The organism is Krasilnikovia sp. MM14-A1259 (assembly GCF_047159535.1).
In the GTDB taxonomy this organism is placed as follows: domain Bacteria; phylum Actinomycetota; class Actinomycetes; order Mycobacteriales; family Micromonosporaceae; genus Actinoplanes.
Genome location: NZ_BAAGAJ010000002.1, coordinates 7,176,440 through 7,197,635, shown reverse-complemented (window position 1 = coordinate 7,197,635; position 21,196 = coordinate 7,176,440). Strand labels below are relative to the sequence as shown.

Here is a 21,196-nt window from a genome sequence, read left to right as displayed (position 1 = left end):
ATCGGCCCATGTCCCGAGCGCTCGCCGACGAGATCCTGGACCGCCTGGTCCGGGTCTACGACGCCGCCCGCGAACCCGAGCGGGCCGTGCGGGCGGCGGCGTACATGCGCGACCAGTTCCCGTTCCTCGGCATGCCCGCACCGACCCAGGTGTCGCTGAACCGCACCGTGTGGGCCGGGCTGCCCAAACCCACCGAGGACGAGCTGCGCACGGTCGCGCTCGCCTGCTGGCAGCTTCCCGAACGCGAATACCAGTACTTCGCATGCACCTACCTGCGCCGCCACGCGGCGGTGCCCGGCCCCGGCTTCCTGCCCACCCTGCGCACTCTGATCAGTACGAAGTCCTGGTGGGACACGGTCGACCTGCTGGCCACCCGGGTCGTCGGCACGATGGTCCGCCGGCATCCCGCGCTCGGCGGCGAGATGGACGCGTGGTCCGCGGACGAGGACCTGTGGCTGGTCCGTACCGCGATCCTGCATCAGCTGAACTACGCCGCGGACACCGACGCCGACCGGCTGTTCGGCTACTGCACCCGGCAGGCCGGGCACCGCGACTTCTTCGTCCGCAAGGCGATCGGCTGGGCACTGCGCCAGTACGCCCGCACCGACCCGGACGCGGTACGCGCCTACGTGGCCGACCACCGGGACGCGCTGTCCGGGCTGTCCGTCCGCGAGGCCACCAAGCACCTGTAGCAGCCGCCACCGGCGCGCGCCCACCCGCGAATACCCGGCCGGCTACCGACTGCAGCCGGTCCACCCGAGGGTGTGGCCGAACCGGGCCCCGGTCCCCCACCGCGCCCGGGCCGGATCCGTCCTACAGCAGTTGCACCGCCAGCACCGCGATGACCACGCTCGACACCAGCGCGGTCACGAGCCGGGCCCGCTCACCGGTCAACAGCCGGCCCGCCAGCGAGCCGCCGCCGGCGATGAGCAGTTGCCAGCTCGCCGACGCCGCGAACGCGCCCAGCACGAACATCACCCCGCCACCGGAGCCACCGCGGCCCAGGACCAGCGCGGCGAAATACACGATCGTCGCCGGGTTGAGCATGGTGAGGCTCAATATCCCGAGGTACGCCCGCAGCGGGGTCGGGTCGGCCGCGCGGGCCGGTCCGCCGGGGCGGCGTGGGCGCAGGGCGGTCCATGCGGTGTGGCCGGCAAGCCCGAGCAGGACCGCCGCTGCCACCCAGCGCAGCGGCACGGCGATCGGCGCCACCAGACCGGCCAGCGCCGCACCACCGAGCACCGCGAGCAGCGCGTAGATGCCGTCGGCCGTGGCCGCGCCGAGTCCCGCGGCCGCGCCGACGCGCAGCGACGTACGGGCGCTCAGGCCCGCGACGAGCACGGCGATGGCACCCACGGGTATGGCGACGCCGTAGCCGGCGACCACGCCGGCCAGGAACGGGCCGGTCATGACAGCGCGGGTCGGACCGCCGGTTCGCCCGCGCACGCCTGCTGTCGCGCGGCCCGGACGGGCGCAGCGACAGTGGGGCAGCGGAACGAATCTGGCTTGGTCACGGGGCCATGGTGCCCTCGCCCGGCCGCCGCGGCCACCGAATTGCGCCGCCGCGCGAGCTTGTTCACAAACCCTCAACCGCCGCCCGCCCGGGCCGCGCGGGCTACTCGGTGTCGCCCCAGGTCAGCAGCAGCTCGACCAACTCCCGGTCGCCGTCGACGCGGACCCGCTCCAGGGGGATCCGCCGGTACAGCGCGAGAACCAGGTCACCGGCCGGACCTCGAACGGTGGCCCGCGGCTCGCCACCCGCGGCGGGATCGGGTTCCGGCGAGGAACCAGCGGGATCGAGCCGGACCCCCGCCGGCGACAGGTCGACGAGCCAGGACGGCCCCTCGGCGGTCACGAACGCGATCCGGGCCGCGGCATGCGGCCAGGCCCCCTCGGAGCCGAGGCCGACCTGCACGAACTCCGCGACCCCGTCCACCGCGCACGACCCCGGCAACGGCTCGGGCCTGCCGATCGCCTCCTGCGCGTCGAACGCGTGCACCGCGGCCTCCTGCACCTGATGGCGGGCCACCGCACCGGCCGTCATCGGGGCGCCCGAGGTGCCCCACCACGTCCAGCACGGCTGGCCCGGACCGGCCTCGCCCAGCGCGTCGAGCAGCAGCCGGGTGGACGCCGCGGACCAGTCGAGGAGATCACCGGTGGGCTCCGGATCGGGCACGCGGTCCCGCGCCGGCGCCGCGGCCGGATCGGCATCGGAGACCGCCACGGCCCAGAACCGGTGCACATGTCCCAGGTGGACGGTGAGGTCGCGCAAGGACCAGTCCGGGCAGCCAGGCACCGGGGCGGCGGGATCACCGGCGGCCACCGCGGCGCGCAGCGCGGTGGACCGCTCGTCGACCAGGGACAGCAGCTCGGGAAAGGACGGTGTCGTCATGAGGGCGTTGTACCACCCGCGACCGACACATTCGCCGGACCTTACGGGGCGACCACCATGGCGGGAGTGGAGAAGTTCGTCGCGGTGTACGCCACCACGTAGTAGGTGGCCGGGCCCGCGGGCGGGTTCGGCTCGGTGAACTGCTCGGTTTCCCCACCGGCGATCAAGCCGAGCCGGTCGACGAGGTGCACCTCGCCGGCGACCGTGCCTTCGATGCGATACCAGGGTTGCACCGACACCGCGAACGCCGGCGCCTCCTCGAAGACCTTGCCGGTGGCCCAGCCGGCCGGGGAGTCGACCGGCGCGCGCAGGTTCCATTCGGTGGTGGACAACACCCTGCCGGCGGCGTCGAAGAATTTCATGCCCGCGTGGACGCGCCGGCCGGCACCCAGGGTTTTCGCGGAGATGACCGCGGTGTACTGCTGCCCCGGAGTCGTGGCGATCCTGCGGCCGACCACCTCGAGGTCGCCGGCACCGCTGGAGGTCAGCGCCAGCGCGCCCGTACCGACCGCACCGCCGGTGCCCACGCGGCTCAGCGTGGTGCGCCCGTTTGCGGCGGTCCAGCCCGCGGTCAAGGCCGCAGGATCCTCGAAGCTGGACTCGTCGGCGGTCAGCAGGTTGCCGCGGACGTCGGTGCTGTCGGCCGGCACGTCGGCCACGACCTTGCCGTCGCGGTACACCCGGTAGCCGAGGATCGGGGGGTCGGACGCCGAGGACCCCGGCACGTTCCAGCCCAACGACTTGCCGGTCGCCGCAAGCCCTCCCGGGGCCGAGAGCGAGTTCCACCCGAGGATCGGCGTGCCGAGCAGGCCCGCGAAGGTGTTGGTCTCGCCGTTCGGTCCGGTGAGCACGGTGTTGGACGGGCTCCCCGAAAGGAGGTGCAGGTCGATGCCGAACCAGGTGGTCCTCCGGGCCGGGTCGTCCGCGATGGTGTTGCCGTAGATCCGGTCGCCGTTGCCGATGCCGATGCCGATGCCCGCGGTGACGAACCGGCCGGCGCCGGTGTCGTAGAAGGCGGAGCCGGACCAGCCGGCGTTGCGGATCGTGTTGCCCGTGAGCGTGTCCGGAACGCGCTTACCGGCGTCCCCGTACACCACGATGCCGGACTGGTCGGCGTACTCCACGACGTTGTCCCGGATGACGTTGTTGCCACCCTCGTCGACGATGTCGTCGGTGGGACCGCCGGGGTTCTTGCCGTAGGCCACGACGATGCCGGCGTCGTCCGCGACGCTGACCCGGTTGCCGGAGATCACCGTGTCGGCCGGGTTGCGGTAGATCTTCCTCCCGCCCTCGTATTCCACGTCGGTCATCCAGTCGAGGCGAATGTGGGCGCCGTACAGCACGTTGCCGCTGATGCTCGCGGCGGACATGCCTTCCAGGTGGAAGCTGCCGGCCACCCGCTTGTTGCGGGCGGCGGCGACGGCGCGATCGGACCGTACGGTGTTGTTGTCGATCGTGTCCCGCCAGCCACCGACGAGGTGGATGCTATCCCCGGACGCGGTGGTGTCGAACTGGTTGTCCTCGATCGTCACGTACTCGGCCCCGGCGCCGCCCACGTTGTCCGCCTCGCCCGACTCGGCGCCGCCCCAGTTGTCGAAGCGGTTGTCGCTGATGTGGACATGTCGGGTCGGGTCGTCGAGCCGGATCCTCACGGACTCGATGTTGGTGAAACGGACCTGCCGCACCATCCACCCCTCGCCGACCGACATGCCGCCCACAGCGTCCGCCGGGGACGGCCAGCCACCGGCGCCGCGGTAGTCACAGGGCTCGCCCGGGCGGCCCGGCATGTCCTGCGGGTTCGGGGCACCGGCGCCCTCGCGGCAGTTGCCGTTGACCGTCAGGTCGGACACCAGGCTGGTGGTTTCGTCCGCATACTCCGCAGAGCTGTGGTCGATCAGGTAACCGCCGCGGAGGTTGGACCAGTTCGCCGTGATCATCGAGAGCGTGGTGGCGGTGATGCCGCGGCCGCGCAGGTTGACGTAGGCGGGCAGCCGCAGGCTGTGGCTCAGGCGGTATGTACCGGCGTCGAGCAGCACCGTGGCCGGTACGGGCATCGTCCACGTCTCGCCGTCGAACGACAACGGGATCACCCGGGCAGCGGCCGCGTCCATGGCCGTCTTCAGCGCCGCGTAGTCGTCGCCGCCCGACGGGGCCGGCGCGGGCACGCAACGGGTGTCGGCGCTGCACTCGGTGGCCGTCATGGCGGGCGGGGAGACCGCGGTCGGGAGCGAGTACACCGGCGCGAGCGGCGCGGCGGCGACGGTCCACTCGATGGCCGCCGTCCCGGTACGGCCGACGATGTCGACGACGGTGACCGTGCTGCTGCGCGGCCCGGCGGTGGTGGGGGTGCCGGCGACGACGCCGGTGGCCCGGTCCATGCTGAGGCCGCCGGGCAGGCCGGTGGCCGTCCACGTGTACGGCGCCACGCCGCCACCCGCGGCGATGCTCAGCGACATGGCGACGCCGACGACGCCGTTGCGGGCGCCCGGGTTCTCGATCGTGACCGGCTCGGCGACCGCGATGGTGAACGTCGCGGTGCCGGTGCGGTTCCCGGCGTCGGTGACCGTGACGGTCACCGACGCGTCGCCGGCGGTCGCCGGGGTTCCGGACAGGACGCCGGCGGCGCTGAGGGTCATGCCGTCGGGCATCCCGGCCGCCGACCAGGTGTACGGGGCGACGCCGCCGTCGACGGTGAGCGTGGTGGTGGCGGCGGCCGTGGCGACCGTGGCGATCCGCGTACCGGGGTCGGTGATGACCGGCGCGGCGGCGGCGACCCACCGGAACGACGTACTGGCGCTGCGCTTGGCGGTGTCGGTGGCGGTGATCGTGACGGTGGTGGCGCCGGCCGAGGTGGGTGTGCCGGAGACGACGCCGGTGGCCGGGTTCAGCATCAAGCCCGCGGGCAGGGCGGTGGCGGCCCACGTGTAGGGCGCCTCGCCACCGGCGGCGGCCAGCTGCAGGGTGGCAGCCCGGCCCAGGGTGGCCTGCTGGGTGCCGAGTTCGGCCACGGTGATCGGGCCTGCGACCGCCCACGTGAAGGTGGCGCTGCCGGACCGGTCCGCGGCGTCGGTCACGGTCACGGTCACGGTGGCATCGCCCGCGTTCGTGGGGGTGCCGGTGACCGTGCCGGTGTCGGCGTTGATCCCCAGCCCGGCGGGCAGGCCGGTCGCCGACCATGCGTACGGGGTCGTGCCGCCGGTGGCGGTGAGGGTGGTCGATGCCGCGACGCCGACCGTGCCGGCCAGTGCGCCGGGTTCGGTCACGGTCGGCCTGGTCGCGGTCTTCCACGTGAACGTGACGGCGCCGGTGCGCCCGACGGTGTCCGTGGCGGTGACCGTCACCGTGGAGTCGGCGGTGGCGGTGGGCGTGCCGGAGACGACCCCGGTGGCGGTGTCGAGTGTGAGCCCGCCAGGCAGCCCGGTCGCGGTCCACGTGTACGGGGCGGTGCCACCGGCCGCGGCCGGGGTGAGGGTGGCCGGATCCCCGACGGTGGACTGCCGGGTGCCCGGGCTGGTCACGGTGAGCGCGGCGGCGGCGACGTCCCAGGTGAAACTCGCGCGGCCCGCGATCTTCCCGGCATCGGTCGCGGTGATCTCGGCCGGGTGGGTGCCCGCCGCGGTCGGGACACCCGCGATCACGCCGGTCTCCGCGTCGATGCTCAGGCCCGCGGGCAGGCCGGTCGCCGACCACACGTACGGGGCCTTGCCGCCCGTGGCCGACATGGCCTGGGAGACGGCGGCGCCGACGACCGCGGGCCGCAGGCCCGGGTTCACGACGACGGGCGCGGTCCCGGCGACCCACCCGAACGTGACGGTGTGGGTGCGCTTGACCTTGTCCGTGGCGGTGACCGTCACCGTGGCACCGGCGTCGGCGGTGGGCGTGCCGGAGACGACCCCGGTGGCGGCGTTGAGTGTCAGCCCGGCGGGCAGCCCGGTCGCGCTCCAGGTGTAGGGAGCGGTGCCACCGGCCGCGGCCAGCGTGAGGGACGTCGGCTGCCCGACGGCGGACTGCCGCGCACCCGGGCTGGCCACGGTGAGCGCAGACGTGGCGACGTCCCAGGTGACGCTCGCACTACCGGCGATCTTCAGGGCGTCGCTCGCGGTGACCTTGGTCGTCCAGGTGCCCGCCGCGGTCGGGCTTCCCACGATCGCCCCGGTCGCCGCGTTGATCCTCAGGCCCGTGGGCAGGCCGGTCGCCGACCACACGTACGGGGCCTTGCCGCCCGTGGCCGACATGGCCTGGGAGACCGCGGTGCCGACGACCGCGGGCCGCATGCCCGGGTTCACGACGACCGGCACGGTCGCGACGGTCCACGTGAACGACACACCACCGGAACGCTTGGCCGCATCGGCCGCGGTGACCTTTGCGGTGTACCTGCCGACCCTGGTCGGCTTGCCGGAGATCAGGCCGCTGGTGGTGTTGATCCGCAGACCGGTGGGCAGCCCGGTGGCCGACCACCGGTACGGCTTCCGGCCCCCGCCGGCGGTCATCTGCAGGCTCAGCGTGACGTTGACCGCGCTGGAGCGGGCGCCCGGGTTGGTCACCTTCGGCGTGCCGGCAGCCTGCGCCGAGGGCACCGCCACGACGCCGGTGACCAGCGTCGCCACACATGTCAGCGCGAGTACCGCCAGCATGCGGCGCCCCGCGCCGCGCCCGGCGGAACTCATCGCAACCCTGTCCGTCATGCCCACCTTCCACGCTCCCAGCGACAGAAGGAAAGTACGTATTGGCGGCATATGCCCGGCAGGGTCGACCGTCCCGCACCGGCGTGCGGTCGGTGCCGTCAGGGTCCGCCGCGCACCGATCTCGGTGCCCGAAGGGAGGAGACGCACTCAGGGCCACCTCAAGATCACGCATCAGCACGGCGATGCGGCCCCACCGGTCACACCGGCACCGGACGACCGCAGGCGGGTCGGAAAGATCTCCGGGAAAGCCCTAAAGGCATTCAGGCGCGCCGGATCCCCGACGCGCCTGAATGCCACGAGCCACCGTTACTGGCGGGCCCAGTTCCAATCCTTGATCAGCACCTCGTGCTGCGGCGCCCAGGTGGCCGTTTTGCCCGGCCACAGCGAAATCGCCTCGGCCTGCAGGCGGGCCGACACGTCGATGCCCCACCCGCTCTTGGGCGTCCGCGAGTACGGCGCCGGAATGGTGACACCGTCGATCGTCAAAGCCACCTTCTGGCCCGCCGGATCCACCATGAACGACACGTTGTGCCAGGCCGTGTCCGGCTTCAGGTAACCGGCTGCCGCCCACGTGCCGCCGTTCGCGCTCGTCCACACATTGATCTTGCCGAAGTTGGCATCCCAGGGGTTGAGCACCCACTGGAACGCGGTCCCGTGGTCGACCCGGGTGTTCATCCCGTCCCAGACGAACAGCCCACCCTCGACGGTCTGGCCGTTGAGCGGCCCCCCGGCCGTCGTCGGCATGTACGGCATCCGGAACGAGTACCCGGCCCGCTGCACCGTCGACATCATCGTCACGTCCGTGACCCGCTTGTACGACAGCACGTGCGCCATGATCCCCCGGTTGCCGACGTTGGCGCGCAGCCGCGTGTCGGTGCCCCGGTGCTCGGCGGCGATGTCCGCGTCGCTCACGGGCGCCTGGTTTTCCGCCGCGAAGACGCCGTCGCCGACGATGGTGGTCCAGCCCGTCAGGTCCGTACCGGAATCGGTGGCCGCAGCGACCACCGTGGACGGCGTGGAGTTGTCGTCCGACGTGTACGCCACCACGTGGTAGACGGCCTGCCCCGCCGGCGGGTTCGCCTCGCTGAACATCTCGGTACGCGTCCCGCCGACCAGGCCGAGCCGGTCGACCAGGTGCACCTCACCGGCGACCGTGTTCTCGATGATGTACCAGGCCTGCACCGACGTCGTGCCGGCCGGGGCCTTGCCGGTGTAGCTGCTGGTCATCCAGCCGGTCGTGGCGTCGAGCGTCGCCTGGTTGCCGGTCGCGGGCTCACCCAGCACCGTTCCGCTGGCGTTGGTGAACTTCAGGCCCGCGCGGACCCACCGCCCGGCGCCCTGCGCCTTCGCCGAGACGACCGACGTGTAGTCCTGACCCGCCGTCGCCGCGACCTTGCGGCTGAGCGCCTGGAGCTCGCCGGCGCCGGTGGAGGTCAGCGACATCGCACCGGTGCCGATCGCGCCGCCGGTGTCCACGCGGTTCAGCGTGGTGCGGGTGTTGGACGCGGTCGTCCAGCCGGTGGTCCCGGCGGCCGCGTTCTCGAAGCCCGACTCGTCCGCGGTGAGCAGGTTGCCCGGGACCGCGACGCTGCCGACCGGCAGATCGCCGACGACGTCGCCGTCGCGGTACACGCGGTAGCCGGCGACCGGAAGGCCGTCCTGCGGGACCGACTCCTCCCACGTCAGCGCCTTGCCGTTCGCGGTGACCTTGTTCGGCGCCGCCGGCATCCGCGTGGCGATGTGCACCGGCAGGGCGATCAGGTCGCTGAACGTGTTCGTCTCGCCGTACGGGCCCGTCAACACGGTGTTCGTCACGGGGGTGGGGCTGCTGCGGGCGCCCAGGTCGATGCCGTACCAGGTGGTCTTCTTGGCCGGGTCGTTGACGACGGTGTTGTCGTAGACCTCGTCACCGTTGCCGATCGACAGGCCGATGCCGGCGGTGTCGAACAGCCCGGCGCCGGAGTCGTAGACCGCGGAACCCGCCCAGCCGGCATTGCGGATCGTGTTCCTCTTGATCGTGTCCGGGGCGTTCTTGGCGACGTTGTAGGAGCCGATCACCAGGATGCCGGAGCGGTTGGCGTACTCGACCACGTTGTCCTCGATGACGTTGTGGCCGCCGGGCCGGACGAAGTGGTCGGTGCTGACCGTGCTGTCCTTGCCCCACTCACCGACGGTGCCCGTCGTGCCGTCGCCGTCCTTGTAGTCGTCGTAGGTCACGACGATTCCGGCGTCCGCCGGGTACAGGATGTGGTTGCCGTGCACCGCCGAGTCGCGCGGGTTCGTGATGTCCTTGTTCTCGCCCGAGTGGCCGTACGCGCCGTTGGTCTTGAGGTTGATCGCCGCGCCGTACAGGACGTTGTACGAGACCGTGGCCTCGACCATGCCCTCCAGGTACATGTTGCCGGACGCTTCCCCGCGGGCGGCGGTGACCGCACCGTCCGCGCGGACGGTGTTGTGCGCGATCGTGGTCCGGATGGCGTTGGTGAAGTCGAAGCTGTTGCCGTGGATGGTCTTGTCGAACTGGTTGTACTCGATGACGGCCCCGTCGTTCTTGCCGCCGCCGCCGACGTTGTCCTCGTTGCCGGACTCGGCGCCGCCCCAGTTGTCGAAGCGGTTGTCCGTGATCCGGGCGTCCGTGACGCCGTCGCCGACCCAGACCTTGAAGTACTCCAGGTTCGTGAAGCGCACCTGACGTACGGTCCACCGGTCACCGACCGCGATGCCGCCACCCGCGTTGTTGCTGTCCACGGGCGTCTTCACGCGGAAGTCGCAGTCCTGACCCGGACGCCCCGGCATGTCCTGCGGGACCGGGGCACCGGCACCCTCACGGCAGTTGCCGTTGACGGTCAGGTCCGACACCAGGTTGCTGCTGCCCGCCTTGGCGGTGTGGTCCCAGCTGATCAGGAAGCCGTAGTTGAAGTTGACCCAGTTGGCCGTGATCATCGAGACCGTGGTGGCGGTGATGCCCCGGCCGCGCAGGTTCACGTTCGGCGGCAGCTTCAGCATCTTGCCCAGCCGGTACGTCCCGGCGTCGAGCAGCACCGTGGCCGGCACCGCCGGGGTCACCACCGCACCGCTGCCGTCCAGCTCCGCCGGGGTGATGCGCGCGGCCGCCGCGGTCACCGCGGTGTTGAGCGCGTTCCAGTCGTCACCGCCCGAGGGGGCGGGTGCGAGGACACAGGCCGGGTCGCCGGTGCAGTCACCGGCCGTGATGGCCGGCGGCGACACGGTCGCGGCCAGCGAGTACGCCGCCGCGGCCGCGGCGGCGGTGTTGCCACGGACCTCGACCTCGTCGACCAGGGTCCAGTCGGCGCCGCCGTTGACGTCCACCTTGATGTAACGGACGTTCTGGTCCAGGTTGATCGCCCGGTACGTCTTGATCTGGTCGGCGTCCGAGACCGCGGGACGCTCGATCGCGGCCACCGGCGTGTACGCGTGGCCGTCCACCGAGGTCGAGTACGTGACCTTGGCCGGGAGGGAGATCTCCTCGGACCGGATCTGCAGCCAGCTGCTGTTGATCTCGGCGACCGGGCGCAGAACGCCCAGGTCCATGACGTACGAGAACGTGGCGTTCTGGCTGTGGCCCTGCCAGGGACCGGAGTTCTCCACGTCGAGGTCGCCGCGCCGGCCGTCGGTCAGCTCCGCGTCGTTGGCGTCGCCGTACTCCCGGCGGGTCGGCGAGGCGATGGTGGTGTAGAAGCAGCCGCGGTGGCGGTCCGCCGCGTCGCAGCGGGCGTAGTTGTACCGGGTGACCGGCAGAGCGCCGGTCGTCGCCGTCACCTCGGTGCTGCGCGCGGACTCGGTACCGTTCCCGTCGACCGTGCTGACCTGGTAGCGGTAGCCGGTCGAGCCGTCCAGCTGCCGGTCGGTGAACTGCGCGTTCGGCACCGTGGCGACGTACGCGTCATCGCGGTAGATCTTGTATGCGGCCGCCCCGGCCACGTCGGGCCACGACACGGTCACGGTCTGCGGGTCGGTCGACGACGTGGTCACCTGGCCCGGTGCCCCCGGGGCGACGCCCCATTCGACGACCACGCTGCCGGTACGGCCGAGCGCGTCGACCGCGGTGATCGTGGTGCTCGTCGGGCCGGCGGTGGTGGGGGTGCCGGTGAGCACGCCGGTGGCGGGGTCCAGCGACATGCCGGCGGGCAGGACGTCCGCCGTCCACGTGTAGGGCGCAGTGCCGCCGGTGACCGGCACCGGCACGGTGGCCGCGATGCCCACGGCAAGGTTGCGCTGGGCGGGAATGCCCACGGAAAGGGTGCCGAGCACGGTCCACGGGAAGGACAGGCTGACGGTACGGCCCGCGGCGTCGGTGACGGTCACGGCCGGCACGTACGAGTCCTCGGTGCTCGGCTTTCCGCTGATGACGCCGGTGGCCGCGTCGATGGCGAGGCCGCCGGGCAGCCCGGTGGCCGTCCACGCGTACGGCGCGACGCCGCCGCCGGCGACGAGGCTCAACGAGGTCGGGACGCCGACCGCGCCGGTGCGGGTGCCCGGGTTCTCGATGCCGACCGGCTCGGCGACCGCCACGGTGAACGTCGCGGTGCCGGTGCGGCCCCCCGCGTCGGTGACCGTGACGGTCACCGGCACGTCGCCGGCGGTCGTCGGGGCTCCGGCGAGGACACCCTGGGGGCTGATCGCCATCCCGGCGGGCAGGCCGGTCGCCGACCACACGTACGGGGCGACGCCGCCTTCCGCGGTGAGCGTGGTGTTCGTGTCCACGCCGATCGTGGCGATCTGCGTACCCGGGTCGGCGACGGCCGGTGCGGCCGCGGCGATCCAGGTGAACGAGACGCTGCCGGTACGTCCCGCAGCGTCGGTGCCGGTCACCGTGACGGTGTCACGGCCGGCCGCGGTCGGTGTTCCGCCGATCACGCCGGTGCCCGCGTTCAGGGTCAGGCCGGCCGGCAGGCCGGTGGCGGCCCACGTGTACGGCAGCGTGCCGCCCTCGGCGGCCAGGGTCAGGGTGGTGTCCTGCCCGAGGGTGGCCTGCTGCGTGCCGGGGTCGGTCACGGTGATCGTGCCGGTGACGGTCCACGTGAAGGTGGTGTGGCCGGTGCGCCCGGCGGTGTCGGTCACGGTCACGGTCACGGTCGCGTCGCCCGCGTTGGTGAGCGTGCCGGTGATGGCCCCGGTCCCGGCGTTGATCTGCAGCCCGTCGGGCAGGCCGGTCGCCGACCAGGTGTACGGCGCCGCGCCACCGCTCGCGGTGATCGTCGTGGCCACGGTCGCGCCGACCGTGCCGCTCTGCGCGCCCGCACCGGTCACGGTGGGCTCGGTCGCGGTCACCCAGGCGAAGGTGATCGTGTGAGTACGCCGGACCGCGTCGGTGGCCGTCACGGTGACCGTCGAGGTCCCGGAGGCGCTCGGCGTACCGGTGACGACGCCGGTGATGGCGTTGAGGCTCAGCCCGGCGGGCAGCCCGGTCGCGGCCCACGTGTACGGGGCGGTGCCGCCCGTGGCGGACAGGGTCAGGGTCGCCGCCCGGCCGACCGTCGACTGCCGGGTGCCCGGGTTGGTGACGGCGAGCACCGTGGTGGCGACGTCCCAGGTGAAGGTGGTGCTGCCGGGGATCTTCGCGGCGTCGGTCGCGGTGACCGTGACGCTGTACGCACCGGCGGCGGTGGGAGTGCCCGCGATGACGCCGGTCGTGGCGTTGATGCTCACGCCGGTGGGCAGCCCGGTCGCCGACCAGACGTACTTGAGTTTGCCGCCGGCGGCCGACATCGGCTGCGTGACGGCGGCACCGAGGACGGAGACGCGCGGGCCGGGGTTGCTCACGGTCGGCGCGATCCCGGTCGTCCACGGGAACGACACGCTGGCGGCCCGCTGGCCCGCGTCGGTCGCGGTGACCTTGACGCTGTACGCCTTCGCGGTGGTGGGGGTACCGGTGATCGCCCCGGTCGACGGGTTGATGGTCAGCCCGGCGGGCAGCCCGGTCGCGGTCCAGGCGAACGGCGTCGCCCCGCCGGTGACGGCCATCGGCAGGTTCACCGCGATCTTGATCCCGCTGAACTGGGCGCCGAGGCTGGTGACGACCGGGGTGGTCGCGGTGGCCCAGCCGAACCTGATGGTGTGGGTGCGCTGGACCTTGTCGGTGGCCGTCACCGTGACCATGGAGGCGCCTGTGGCGCTGGGGATTCCGGTGACGGCGCCGGTGGTGGCGTTGAGGGCCAGCCCGGCGGGCAGCCCGGTCGCAGCCCACGTGTACGGGGCGGTGCCGCCCTTGGCGGCCAGTCGCAGCGTGACCGCACGGCCGACGGTGAACTGCTGGGTGCCCGGGTTCGTGACGGCGAGCGCGGTGGCTGCGACGTTCCAGCTGACCGTGGTGCTGCCGGGGATCTTCACGGCGTCGGTCGCGGTGACGACCGTGGTGAACGCACCGGCCTTGGTGGGGGTGCCGGTGATGGCGCCGGTGGTGGCGTTGATGCTCACGCCGGCGGGCAGCCCGGTCGCCGACCACACGTACGGGGCGGTGCCGCCGGTGGCCGACATCGTCTCCGAGACGGCGGAGCCGACGACGGAGGCGCGCAGGCCGGGGTTGGCCACGGCCGGCGGGATCTCCGTCGTCCACGCGAACGACGCGCTGCCGGTCCGCTTGCCCGAGTCGGTCACGGTGACGCTCGTGGCGTACGTGCCGACCTGGGTCGGCTTGCCGGAGATCAGGCCGCTGGTGGCGTTGATGGTCAGCCCGGCGGGCAGGCCGGTCGCCGACCACAGGTACGCCCTCGTGCCGCCCAGGGCCGCCATCTGCAGGCTCGTCGCGAGGTTGACGCCGCTGACGCGGGCGCCCGGGTTCGTCACCGTCGGGTTCGTCACCGGCGGCGCGATGGCCTGAGCCGGCGCCACCGCGACCAACGCGGCCACGATCGTCGCCACGCAGCTCAGCGCGAGCAGCGCCAACGCGCGCGGTGACCCGCCGTGCCGGCCAGAATTCCCCGAAACCTTGTGCAGCCCGTGACCCGTCATGCCCAACCTTCCACGCCCAATGCGACACGGGAAAGGTAGGGAATCGCGGCATATGTGCGGCAGCGGACAACGGTGCGGCACCGGCCCGCGGTCGGTGCCGCCGGAACTCCACCCGGCACCGACCTCGGTGCCCGAAGGGGGGAGACCCGCTCAGGGCCCCCTCAAGATCGCTCAGGGCCCCGTCAAGGTCACGCATCAAGGCTGCCCTGCGGACCCATCGGTCACACCGGTACCAGCCCCGCGCGGGCGGGTCGGGAATGTCTCCGGGAAAGCCCTAAGGCACGGACGTCAGACGTTGAAGCCGAGCGCCCGCAACTGCTCCCGCCCGTCGTCCGTGATCTTGTCGGGGCCCCACGGCGGCAGCCACACCCAGTTGATCCGGAAATCGCTGACGAGGCCGCCGCCAGGGCCCCCGGTCAGGGCCTGGCGGGTCTGGTCCTCGATCACGTCGGTCAGCGGGCAGGCCGCCGACGTCAGGGTCATGTCGAGCGTGACGACGTTCTCGTCGTCGACGTGCATGCCGTACAGCAGGCCGAGGTCCACCACGTTGATGCCGAGCTCCGGGTCGACGACGTCGCGCATCGCCTCCTCGACGTCCTCGACCGACGCCCGCGCCGGGCCGTCGCCCTTGACCACACCGGCCTTGGAATCCGCGACGGCGTTCGCCGACGTCGCGTCGTCCGGGCCGGCGGTGTCCGCGGCGTCCGCGGCGATCTCTTCAACGGTCCTGTCGCTCATGCCCTGTCATCCTTCCGCATGCGCTCGCGGCCCTCGCTGCGCTCGGTGCACTCGCTCATGCCCAGTCATCCTTCCGCACGCGCTCGCTCACGCCGTTCACACCACTACGCCTTGGCCGGGCTTGCGCTCACGCCCGCGCGCGCCGCCGCGTCCTTGAACGCCATCCACGGCAGCAGCGCGCATTTCACCCGGGCCGGATACCGCGCCACCCCGGCGAACGCGATCCCGTCGCCGAGTACCTCTTCGTCCGGCTCGACCTGGCCCCGGCCCTGCATCAGCTCCAGGAACGCCTCGTGCACCCGGAACGCCTGCGCGGTGTCGCTGCCCTGGAGCAGCTCGTGCAGCACGGATGCGGACGCCTGGCTGATCGAGCAGCCCGCCCCGTCGTACGAGATGTCGGCCAGCTTGTCGCCCTCGACCGCGACGCGCACCGTGATCTCGTCCCCGCACGTGGGGTTGACGTGGTGCGCCTCCCCGCCGTACGGGTCGCGCAGCCCCTTGCCGTGCGGGTGCTTGTAGTGGTCCAGGATGATGTCCTGGTAGAGCTGGTCCATCATCAGGCGAACACCCTCCGCACCCGGTCGAGTCCCTGCGCCAGCGCGTCGATCTCCTCGGTCGTGGTGTACAGGTAGAACGATGCGCGGGTCATCGCCGCGACCCCGAACCGGCTGCACACCGGGCGGGCGCAGTGGTGCCCCACCCGCACCTCGACCCCGAGGTCGTCGAGGATCTGGCCGACGTCGTGCGGGTGGACTCCCTGCACGTCGAACGACACCGTGCCGCCGCGCCCCTCCGGACCGCCCGGGCCGAACACGCGCACCCCGGGAACGTCGGCGAGCGTCTTCAGGGCGTACCCGGTGATCTCCTGTTCGTGCTCGTGGACGGCGGCCATGCCGAGCGCGGACAGGTAGTCGATCGCGGCGCCCAGGCCGACCGCCTCGACGATCGGCGGGGTGCCCGCCTCGAACCGGGCCGGCGGGGCGGCGAACGTCGTCCGCTCCATCGTCACGGTTTCGATCATCGAACCGCCGCCGAGCACCGGCGGCATCGCGGCCAGCAGTTCGCCGCGGCCCCACAGCGCGCCGATGCCGGTGGGCCCGAGCATCTTGTGGCCGGTGAACGCGATGAAGTCCGCGCCCAGCTCGGCCACGTCGATCGGCAGGTGCGGCACGGACTGCGAGCAGTCCAGCAGCACCAGCGCGCCGACCTCGTGGGCCCGGGCGACGATCCGGGCGGGGTCGTTGATCGTGCCGAGGATGTTCGACATGTGCACGATCGAGACGATCTTCGTACGCTCGTTGACCAGCTCGCCGAGGCGCGACTCGTCGAGCCGCCCGTCGTCGGTGATGCCGAACCAGCGCAGCGTGGCACCGGTGCGCTGGCACAGCAGCTGCCACGGCACGATGTTCGAGTGGTGCTCCATCTCGGAGATCACCACCTCGTCGCCGGGGCCGAGCCGGAAGCGGGGGTCCACGTCGGGCTGCGTGGCGGCGTTCGAGAACGCGTACGCGACGAGGTTGATCGCCTCGGTGGAGTTCTTGACGAACACCACGTCCTCCGGTGCCGCCGCACCGATGAACGCGGCCACCTTCGCCCGGGCGTCCTCGTACGCCGTGGTCGCCTCGGTGCCCAGCGTGTGCACCGAACGGGAGACGTTGCCGTTGTGCCGCTCGTGATGCGCGCGCATCGCATCGAGCACCGCGCGCGGCTTCTGCGAGGTGTTGGCGCTGTCGAGATACACCAGCGGGTGCCCGTTGACCTCCCGACCGAGGATCGGGAAGTCGGCACGCACCCGGGCAACGTCGAACGTCATCGTGAGTCCTTCGGGGGTCTCAGGCGCGGGTCAGGTAACGCTCATATCCCTCGGCCTCGAGCTGCTCGGCCAGCTCGGGACCGCCCTCCTGGACGATCTTGCCGGCGACGAAGACGTGCACGAAGTCGGGCTTCACGTAACGCAGGATGCGGGTGTAGTGGGTGATCAGCAGGACGCCGGTCTCGCCGGTGTCCTTCACCCGGTTGACGCCCTCGCTGACGATGCGCAGGGCGTCGATGTCCAGACCGGAGTCGGTCTCGTCCAGGATGGCCATCTTCGGCTTGAGCAGTTCGAGCTGCACGATCTCGTGGCGCTTCTTCTCGCCGCCGGAGAAGCCCTCGTTGACGTTGCGCTGGGCGAACGACGGGTCCATCTGCAGCCGCTCCATCGCGGAGCGCAGCTCGCCGCCCCAGGTACGCAGCTTCGGGGCCTCGCCGTCGACCGCGGTCTTCGCGGTGCGCAGGAAGTTCGCCACCGACACGCCCGGCACCTCGACCGGGTACTGCATCGCCAGGAACAGGCCCGCGCGGGCGCGCTCGTCGACGCTCATGGCGAGCACGTCGACGCCGTCGAGGGTCACCGTGCCGCCGGTGATCTCGTACTTGGGGTGCCCGGCGATGGAGTACGCCAGTGTGGACTTGCCGGAACCGTTCGGACCCATGATGGCGTGGGTCTCGCCCGACTTCACGGTCAGGTCGACGCCGGCCAGGATCGGCTTGAGCTCGCCCTCGGGCAGCTTGACCGACACCTGCAGGTCGCGGATCTCGAGGGTGCTCACGGCATTACTCCATTGCTCGGTGTCGAAGAGACGTAGATTTCGCCGTCGCGGATCTCGACGGGAAAGGTCGCCACCGGCTCGGTGGCGGGCAGTCCGGTGGGCTCGCCGGTACGCAGGTCGAAGCGCGAGCCGTGCAGCCAGCATTCGAGGGTGCAGCCGTCGACCTCGCCCTCGGAGAGGGCGACCGTGGCGTGGCTGCACTCGTCGCGCACCGCGTAGAACGCGTCGTCGTCGGCGTGCACGACCGCGATCTCCACGCCGTCGACCTCGACCTTGATCGCGGTGCCCTTCGCCACGTCGTCGGCGGACCCGACCAGCTCGAAGGTCACGACGGGCCTGCCTTTGTCATGCTCTCCCGGCCCTCGCTGCGCTCGGTGCAGTCGATCATGACTCGACCTCGGCCAGGCGGGCCTCGATGGTGTCGCCCAGCCGCTCGCGCAGCTCCTCGATCGGCACCTTGTTGATCAGCTCGGCGAAGAAGCCACGGACGACCAGCTTGCGGGCCTCGCCCTCCGGGATGCCGCGGGCCATCAGGTAGAAGAGCTGCTCGTCGTCGAAGCGGCCGGTCGCGCTGGCGTGCCCCGCCCCGGCGACCTCACCGGTCTCGATCTCCAGGTTGGGCACGGAGTCGGCCCGGGCGCCGTCGGTGAGCAGCAGGTTCCGGTTGATCTCGTACGTGTCCGTGCCGGTCGCGGCGGCCCGGATCAGCACGTCGCCGACCCACACGGTGTGCGCCGAGGCGCCCTGCAACGCGCCCCGGTAGCCGACGTAGCTGCGGCAGTCCGGCACCCCGTGGTCGACCAGCTGCCGGTGCTCGAAGTGCTGCCCGGCGTCCGCGAAGTACAGGCCCCACAGCTCGGCCTCGCCGCCGCGGCCCGCGTACTCGACGCTGGTGAACTGGCGGACCAGCGAACCGCCGAGCGCCACCTGCACGTGGTTGACCCGGGCGTCGCGGCCGACCCGGAACCGGATGTGCTGCGCCTGCACCGCGTCCGCGTCCCACTCGGCGAGCGTGACCAGGTGCAGCTGAGCGCCGTCACCGACGACCACCTCGACGTTGTCCGCCAGCACGGCGCCGCCGACCTGCTCCAGCACGAGCGTGACCTGGGCGAACCCACCGATCTTGACCACCGTACGGGCCGCCGCGGCGTCCGTGCCCTGGCCGACGACCTTGATCAGTACGGGCGCGTCCGCGACCGTCTCGGCGGCCACCTCGATCAGGTTGACGTCGACCGCCGCCCCGAACGCCAGCGCGGAGATCCGGTCGAACGGGGTCAGCACCGGCTCCACGTCGGCGGCGGAGACGGACTTGACGGCCACTCCGGCCGGCAGGCCGCCGTACTCCAGCACCGGGGCCGCCCCGGTCAGCGTGCTCGCCGTGACCAGCGACCCCAGCCGCTTGAGCGGGGTGAAGCGCCACTCCTCCTCCAGGCCGGTCAGGGCCGGGAAGTCGGCGACGTCGAAGGAGCGCAGCACCTGCGACTTGGTGCTCGGGGGGGCCAGGGCCTCGGTAGTCATCTCGTCCTTGCTCGGGTAGTTCGACGATTCAACGACAGGCGGTCAGCAGCGACGGGGCGGTCAGCCGACCGCGCCCTCCATCTGCAGCTCGATCAGGCGGTTGAGCTCCAGGGCGTACTCCATGGGCAGCTCCTTGGCGATCGGCTCGATGAAGCCGCGCACGATCATCGCCATCGCCTCGTCCTCGGTCAGGCCCCGGCTCATCAGGTAGAAGAGCTGGTCCTCACTGACCTTGGAGACGGTCGCCTCGTGGCCCATGGCCACGTCGTCCTCGCGGATGTCGACGTACGGGTACGTGTCGCTGCGGCTGATCGTGTCGACCAGCAGCGCGTCACACTTGACCGTGCTCTTGGAGTGCGCCGAGCCCTCCAGCACCTGCACCAGGCCCCGATAGCTGGTCCGGCCGCCGCCGCGGGCGATCGACTTGCTGACGATCGTCGACGAGGTGTGCGGCGCGGCGTGCACCATCTTGGCGCCCGCGTCCTGGTGCTGGCCCTCGCCGGCCATGGCGACCGAGAGCACCTCGCCCTTGGCGTGCGGGCCGGTCATGTAGACCGCCGGGTACTTCATGGTCACCTTGGAGCCGATGTTGCCGTCGATCCACTCCATGGTCGCGCCCTCCTCGCAGGTGGCGCGCTTGGTGACCAGGTTGTAGACGTTGTTCGACCAGTTCTGGATGGTCGTGTACCGGCAGCGGGCGTTCTTCTTCACGATGATCTCGACGACCGCGGAGTGCAGCGAGTCGGAGGAGTAGATCGGCGCGGTGCAGCCCTCGACGTAGTGCACGTACGCGCCCTCGTCCACGATGATCAGGGTCCGCTCGAACTGGCCCATGTTCTCCGTGTTGATCCGGAAGTACGCCTGCAGCGGGATCTCCACCTGCACGCCCTTGGGCACGTAGATGAACGAGCCGCCGGACCACACCGAGGTGTTCAGCGACGCGAACTTGTTGTCGCCGACCGGGATGACCGTGCCGAAGTACTCCTTGAAGATGTCCTCGTGCTCGCGCAGGCCGGTGTCGGTGTCGAGGAAGATGACGCCCTGCTCCTCGAGGTCCTCACGGATCTTGTGGTAGACGACCTCGGACTCGTACTGCGCGGCGACACCCGCGACGAGGCGCTGCTTCTCCGCCTCCGGGATGCCCAGCTTGTCGTACGTGTTCTTGATGTCCTCGGGCAGGTCCTCCCACGACTGGGCCTGCTTCTCCGTGGAGCGCACGAAGTACTTGATGTTCTGGAAGTCGATGCCGGTGAGGTCGGCGCCCCAGTTCGGCATGGGCTTGCGGTCGAACAGCCGCAGCCCCTTGAGCCGGCGCTCCAACATCCACTCCGGCTCGTTCTTCTTCGCGGAGATGTCGCGCACCACTGCCTCGGACAGGCCGCGCTGGGCCTCAGCGCCCGCAACGTCGGCGTCGGCCCAGCCGTACTCGTACTTGCCCAGGGCAGCGAGGTGCTCTTCCTGAGTGACGATCTGGTCGGTCATCTATCCGTCCTAACCGTGATGGCGGCTTTCTCCCGTGCCGGTCCCGGGATGTGCGTGGTGCACACCCCGTCGCCGTGCGCGATGGTCGCGAGACGCTGCACGTGGGTGCCGATGAGCCGCGAGATGACCGCGGTCTCGGCGTCGCACAGCTGAGGGAACTCGGCGGCCACGTGGGCCACCGGGCAGTGATGCTGGCACAGCTGCCCACCCGAGGCGATCGCGGTCGAGTTGGCAGCGTAGCCCTCGGCGGTCAATGCCTCGGCGAGCGCCTCCGCCCGGGCGATCGGGTCCTCGCCGGCCGAGCGCAGTGCCGCCCGGCAGCGGTCCTCCAGCGTCGCGACCTGGGCGGCGGCGAACGCGCTGACCGCCTCGGGGCCGCCGTGCTCGGCGATCCAGCGGACCGCAGCGGTGGCGATGCCGTCGTAGAAGTGCGGGAAGCCCTCGCGCGCCTCGGCGGTCAGCACGAACGTCTTGGCGGGGCGGCCGCGGCCACGCGGACCACGCGGGGCGCGCTCCCGCACCTCGACGAGGCTTTCGGCGAGCATGGCGTCGAGGTGCTTGCGGATCGCGGCCGGGCTCAGGCCCAGCTCCGCGCCCAGCTCGGCCGCGGTGGCCGCGCCGCGCTCCAGCAACAGCTGGGCGACCCGGTCGCGGGTACGTCCGTCCGGCGCGCTGGCGTTCGCCACCGCACCTCCCCGGGACAGCACCGCGTTTTTCACTACGGCAACGTTACGTATTTCGCCCGGCGCCCGCAAACCCGGGTTCCGGTGATCCAGGACACCGCCCCGGGCCAGCACTCGCAAACAAGATCAAATCTA

At 71.7% G+C, this 21,196-nt stretch carries 13 protein-coding genes; 1 reads left to right on the top strand and 12 read right to left on the bottom strand.

Features of this window, described 5'->3' with window-relative positions:
• The first annotated feature begins 8 nt into the window (after nt 1–8).
• Nucleotides 9–692 carry a DNA alkylation repair protein gene (locus tag ACMCNK_RS32715; protein WP_412740184.1) on the top strand — a complete coding sequence of 228 codons (684 nt, stop codon included), beginning with the start codon at nt 9–11 and terminating at the stop codon, nt 690–692.
• A gap of 121 nt (nt 693–813) precedes the next feature.
• Here ACMCNK_RS32715 and ACMCNK_RS32710 read toward each other — a convergent pair whose 3' ends face one another.
• The 12 genes from ACMCNK_RS32710 to ACMCNK_RS32655 all read right to left on the bottom strand — a co-directional run bounded on the left by ACMCNK_RS32710 (nt 814) and on the right by ACMCNK_RS32655 (nt 21,097).
• Complete coding sequence (locus ACMCNK_RS32710; protein WP_412740183.1) at nt 814–1,410, bottom strand: LysE family transporter; 597 nt, start codon at nt 1,408–1,410, stop codon at nt 814–816.
• A gap of 205 nt (nt 1,411–1,615) precedes the next feature.
• Nucleotides 1,616–2,392, bottom strand: a complete 777-nt coding sequence (locus tag ACMCNK_RS32705; RefSeq protein WP_412740182.1) for a maleylpyruvate isomerase family mycothiol-dependent enzyme — start codon at nt 2,390–2,392, stop codon at nt 1,616–1,618.
• Nucleotides 2,393–2,433: 41 nt separating this feature from the next.
• Nucleotides 2,434–7,077, bottom strand: a complete 4,644-nt coding sequence (locus tag ACMCNK_RS32700; RefSeq protein WP_412740181.1) for a putative Ig domain-containing protein — start codon at nt 7,075–7,077, stop codon at nt 2,434–2,436.
• Nucleotides 7,078–7,383: 306 nt separating this feature from the next.
• A complete protein-coding gene (locus ACMCNK_RS32695; RefSeq protein ID WP_412740180.1) occupies nt 7,384–14,049 on the bottom strand; it encodes a putative Ig domain-containing protein in 6,666 nt (2,221 codons plus the stop codon).
• 288 nt (nt 14,050–14,337) lie between these two features.
• Entirely contained in the window at nt 14,338–14,787 is a 450-nt protein-coding gene (locus ACMCNK_RS32690) for a metal-sulfur cluster assembly factor (protein ID WP_412740179.1), read from the bottom strand.
• 104 nt (nt 14,788–14,891) lie between these two features.
• On the bottom strand, nt 14,892–15,347 hold the full coding sequence (sufU, locus tag ACMCNK_RS32685) for a Fe-S cluster assembly sulfur transfer protein SufU (protein WP_412741062.1): 456 nt from the start codon (nt 15,345–15,347) through the stop codon (nt 14,892–14,894).
• On the bottom strand, nt 15,344–16,600 hold the full coding sequence (locus ACMCNK_RS32680; RefSeq protein ID WP_412740178.1) for a cysteine desulfurase: 1,257 nt from the start codon (nt 16,598–16,600) through the stop codon (nt 15,344–15,346). The genes sufU and ACMCNK_RS32680 overlap by 4 nt, the downstream gene beginning before the upstream one ends.
• A 19-nt stretch (nt 16,601–16,619) precedes the next feature.
• Complete coding sequence (gene sufC / locus ACMCNK_RS32675; RefSeq protein WP_412740177.1) at nt 16,620–17,378, bottom strand: Fe-S cluster assembly ATPase SufC; 759 nt, start codon at nt 17,376–17,378, stop codon at nt 16,620–16,622.
• Nucleotides 17,375–17,707 carry a non-heme iron oxygenase ferredoxin subunit gene (locus ACMCNK_RS32670; RefSeq protein ID WP_412740176.1) on the bottom strand — a complete coding sequence of 111 codons (333 nt, stop codon included), beginning with the start codon at nt 17,705–17,707 and terminating at the stop codon, nt 17,375–17,377. Before ACMCNK_RS32670 ends, sufC begins: the two co-directional genes overlap by 4 nt.
• A 55-nt stretch (nt 17,708–17,762) precedes the next feature.
• On the bottom strand, nt 17,763–18,896 hold the full coding sequence (sufD, locus tag ACMCNK_RS32665; RefSeq protein WP_412740175.1) for a Fe-S cluster assembly protein SufD: 1,134 nt from the start codon (nt 18,894–18,896) through the stop codon (nt 17,763–17,765).
• 60 nt (nt 18,897–18,956) lie between these two features.
• Nucleotides 18,957–20,378: a Fe-S cluster assembly protein SufB gene (gene sufB / locus ACMCNK_RS32660; protein WP_412740174.1), complete on the bottom strand. Its 1,422-nt coding sequence runs from the start codon at nt 20,376–20,378 to the stop codon at nt 18,957–18,959.
• A complete protein-coding gene (locus ACMCNK_RS32655; RefSeq protein WP_412740173.1) occupies nt 20,375–21,097 on the bottom strand; it encodes a helix-turn-helix transcriptional regulator in 723 nt (240 codons plus the stop codon). The genes sufB and ACMCNK_RS32655 overlap by 4 nt, the downstream gene beginning before the upstream one ends.
• Nucleotides 21,098–21,196: the final 99 nt, after the last annotated feature.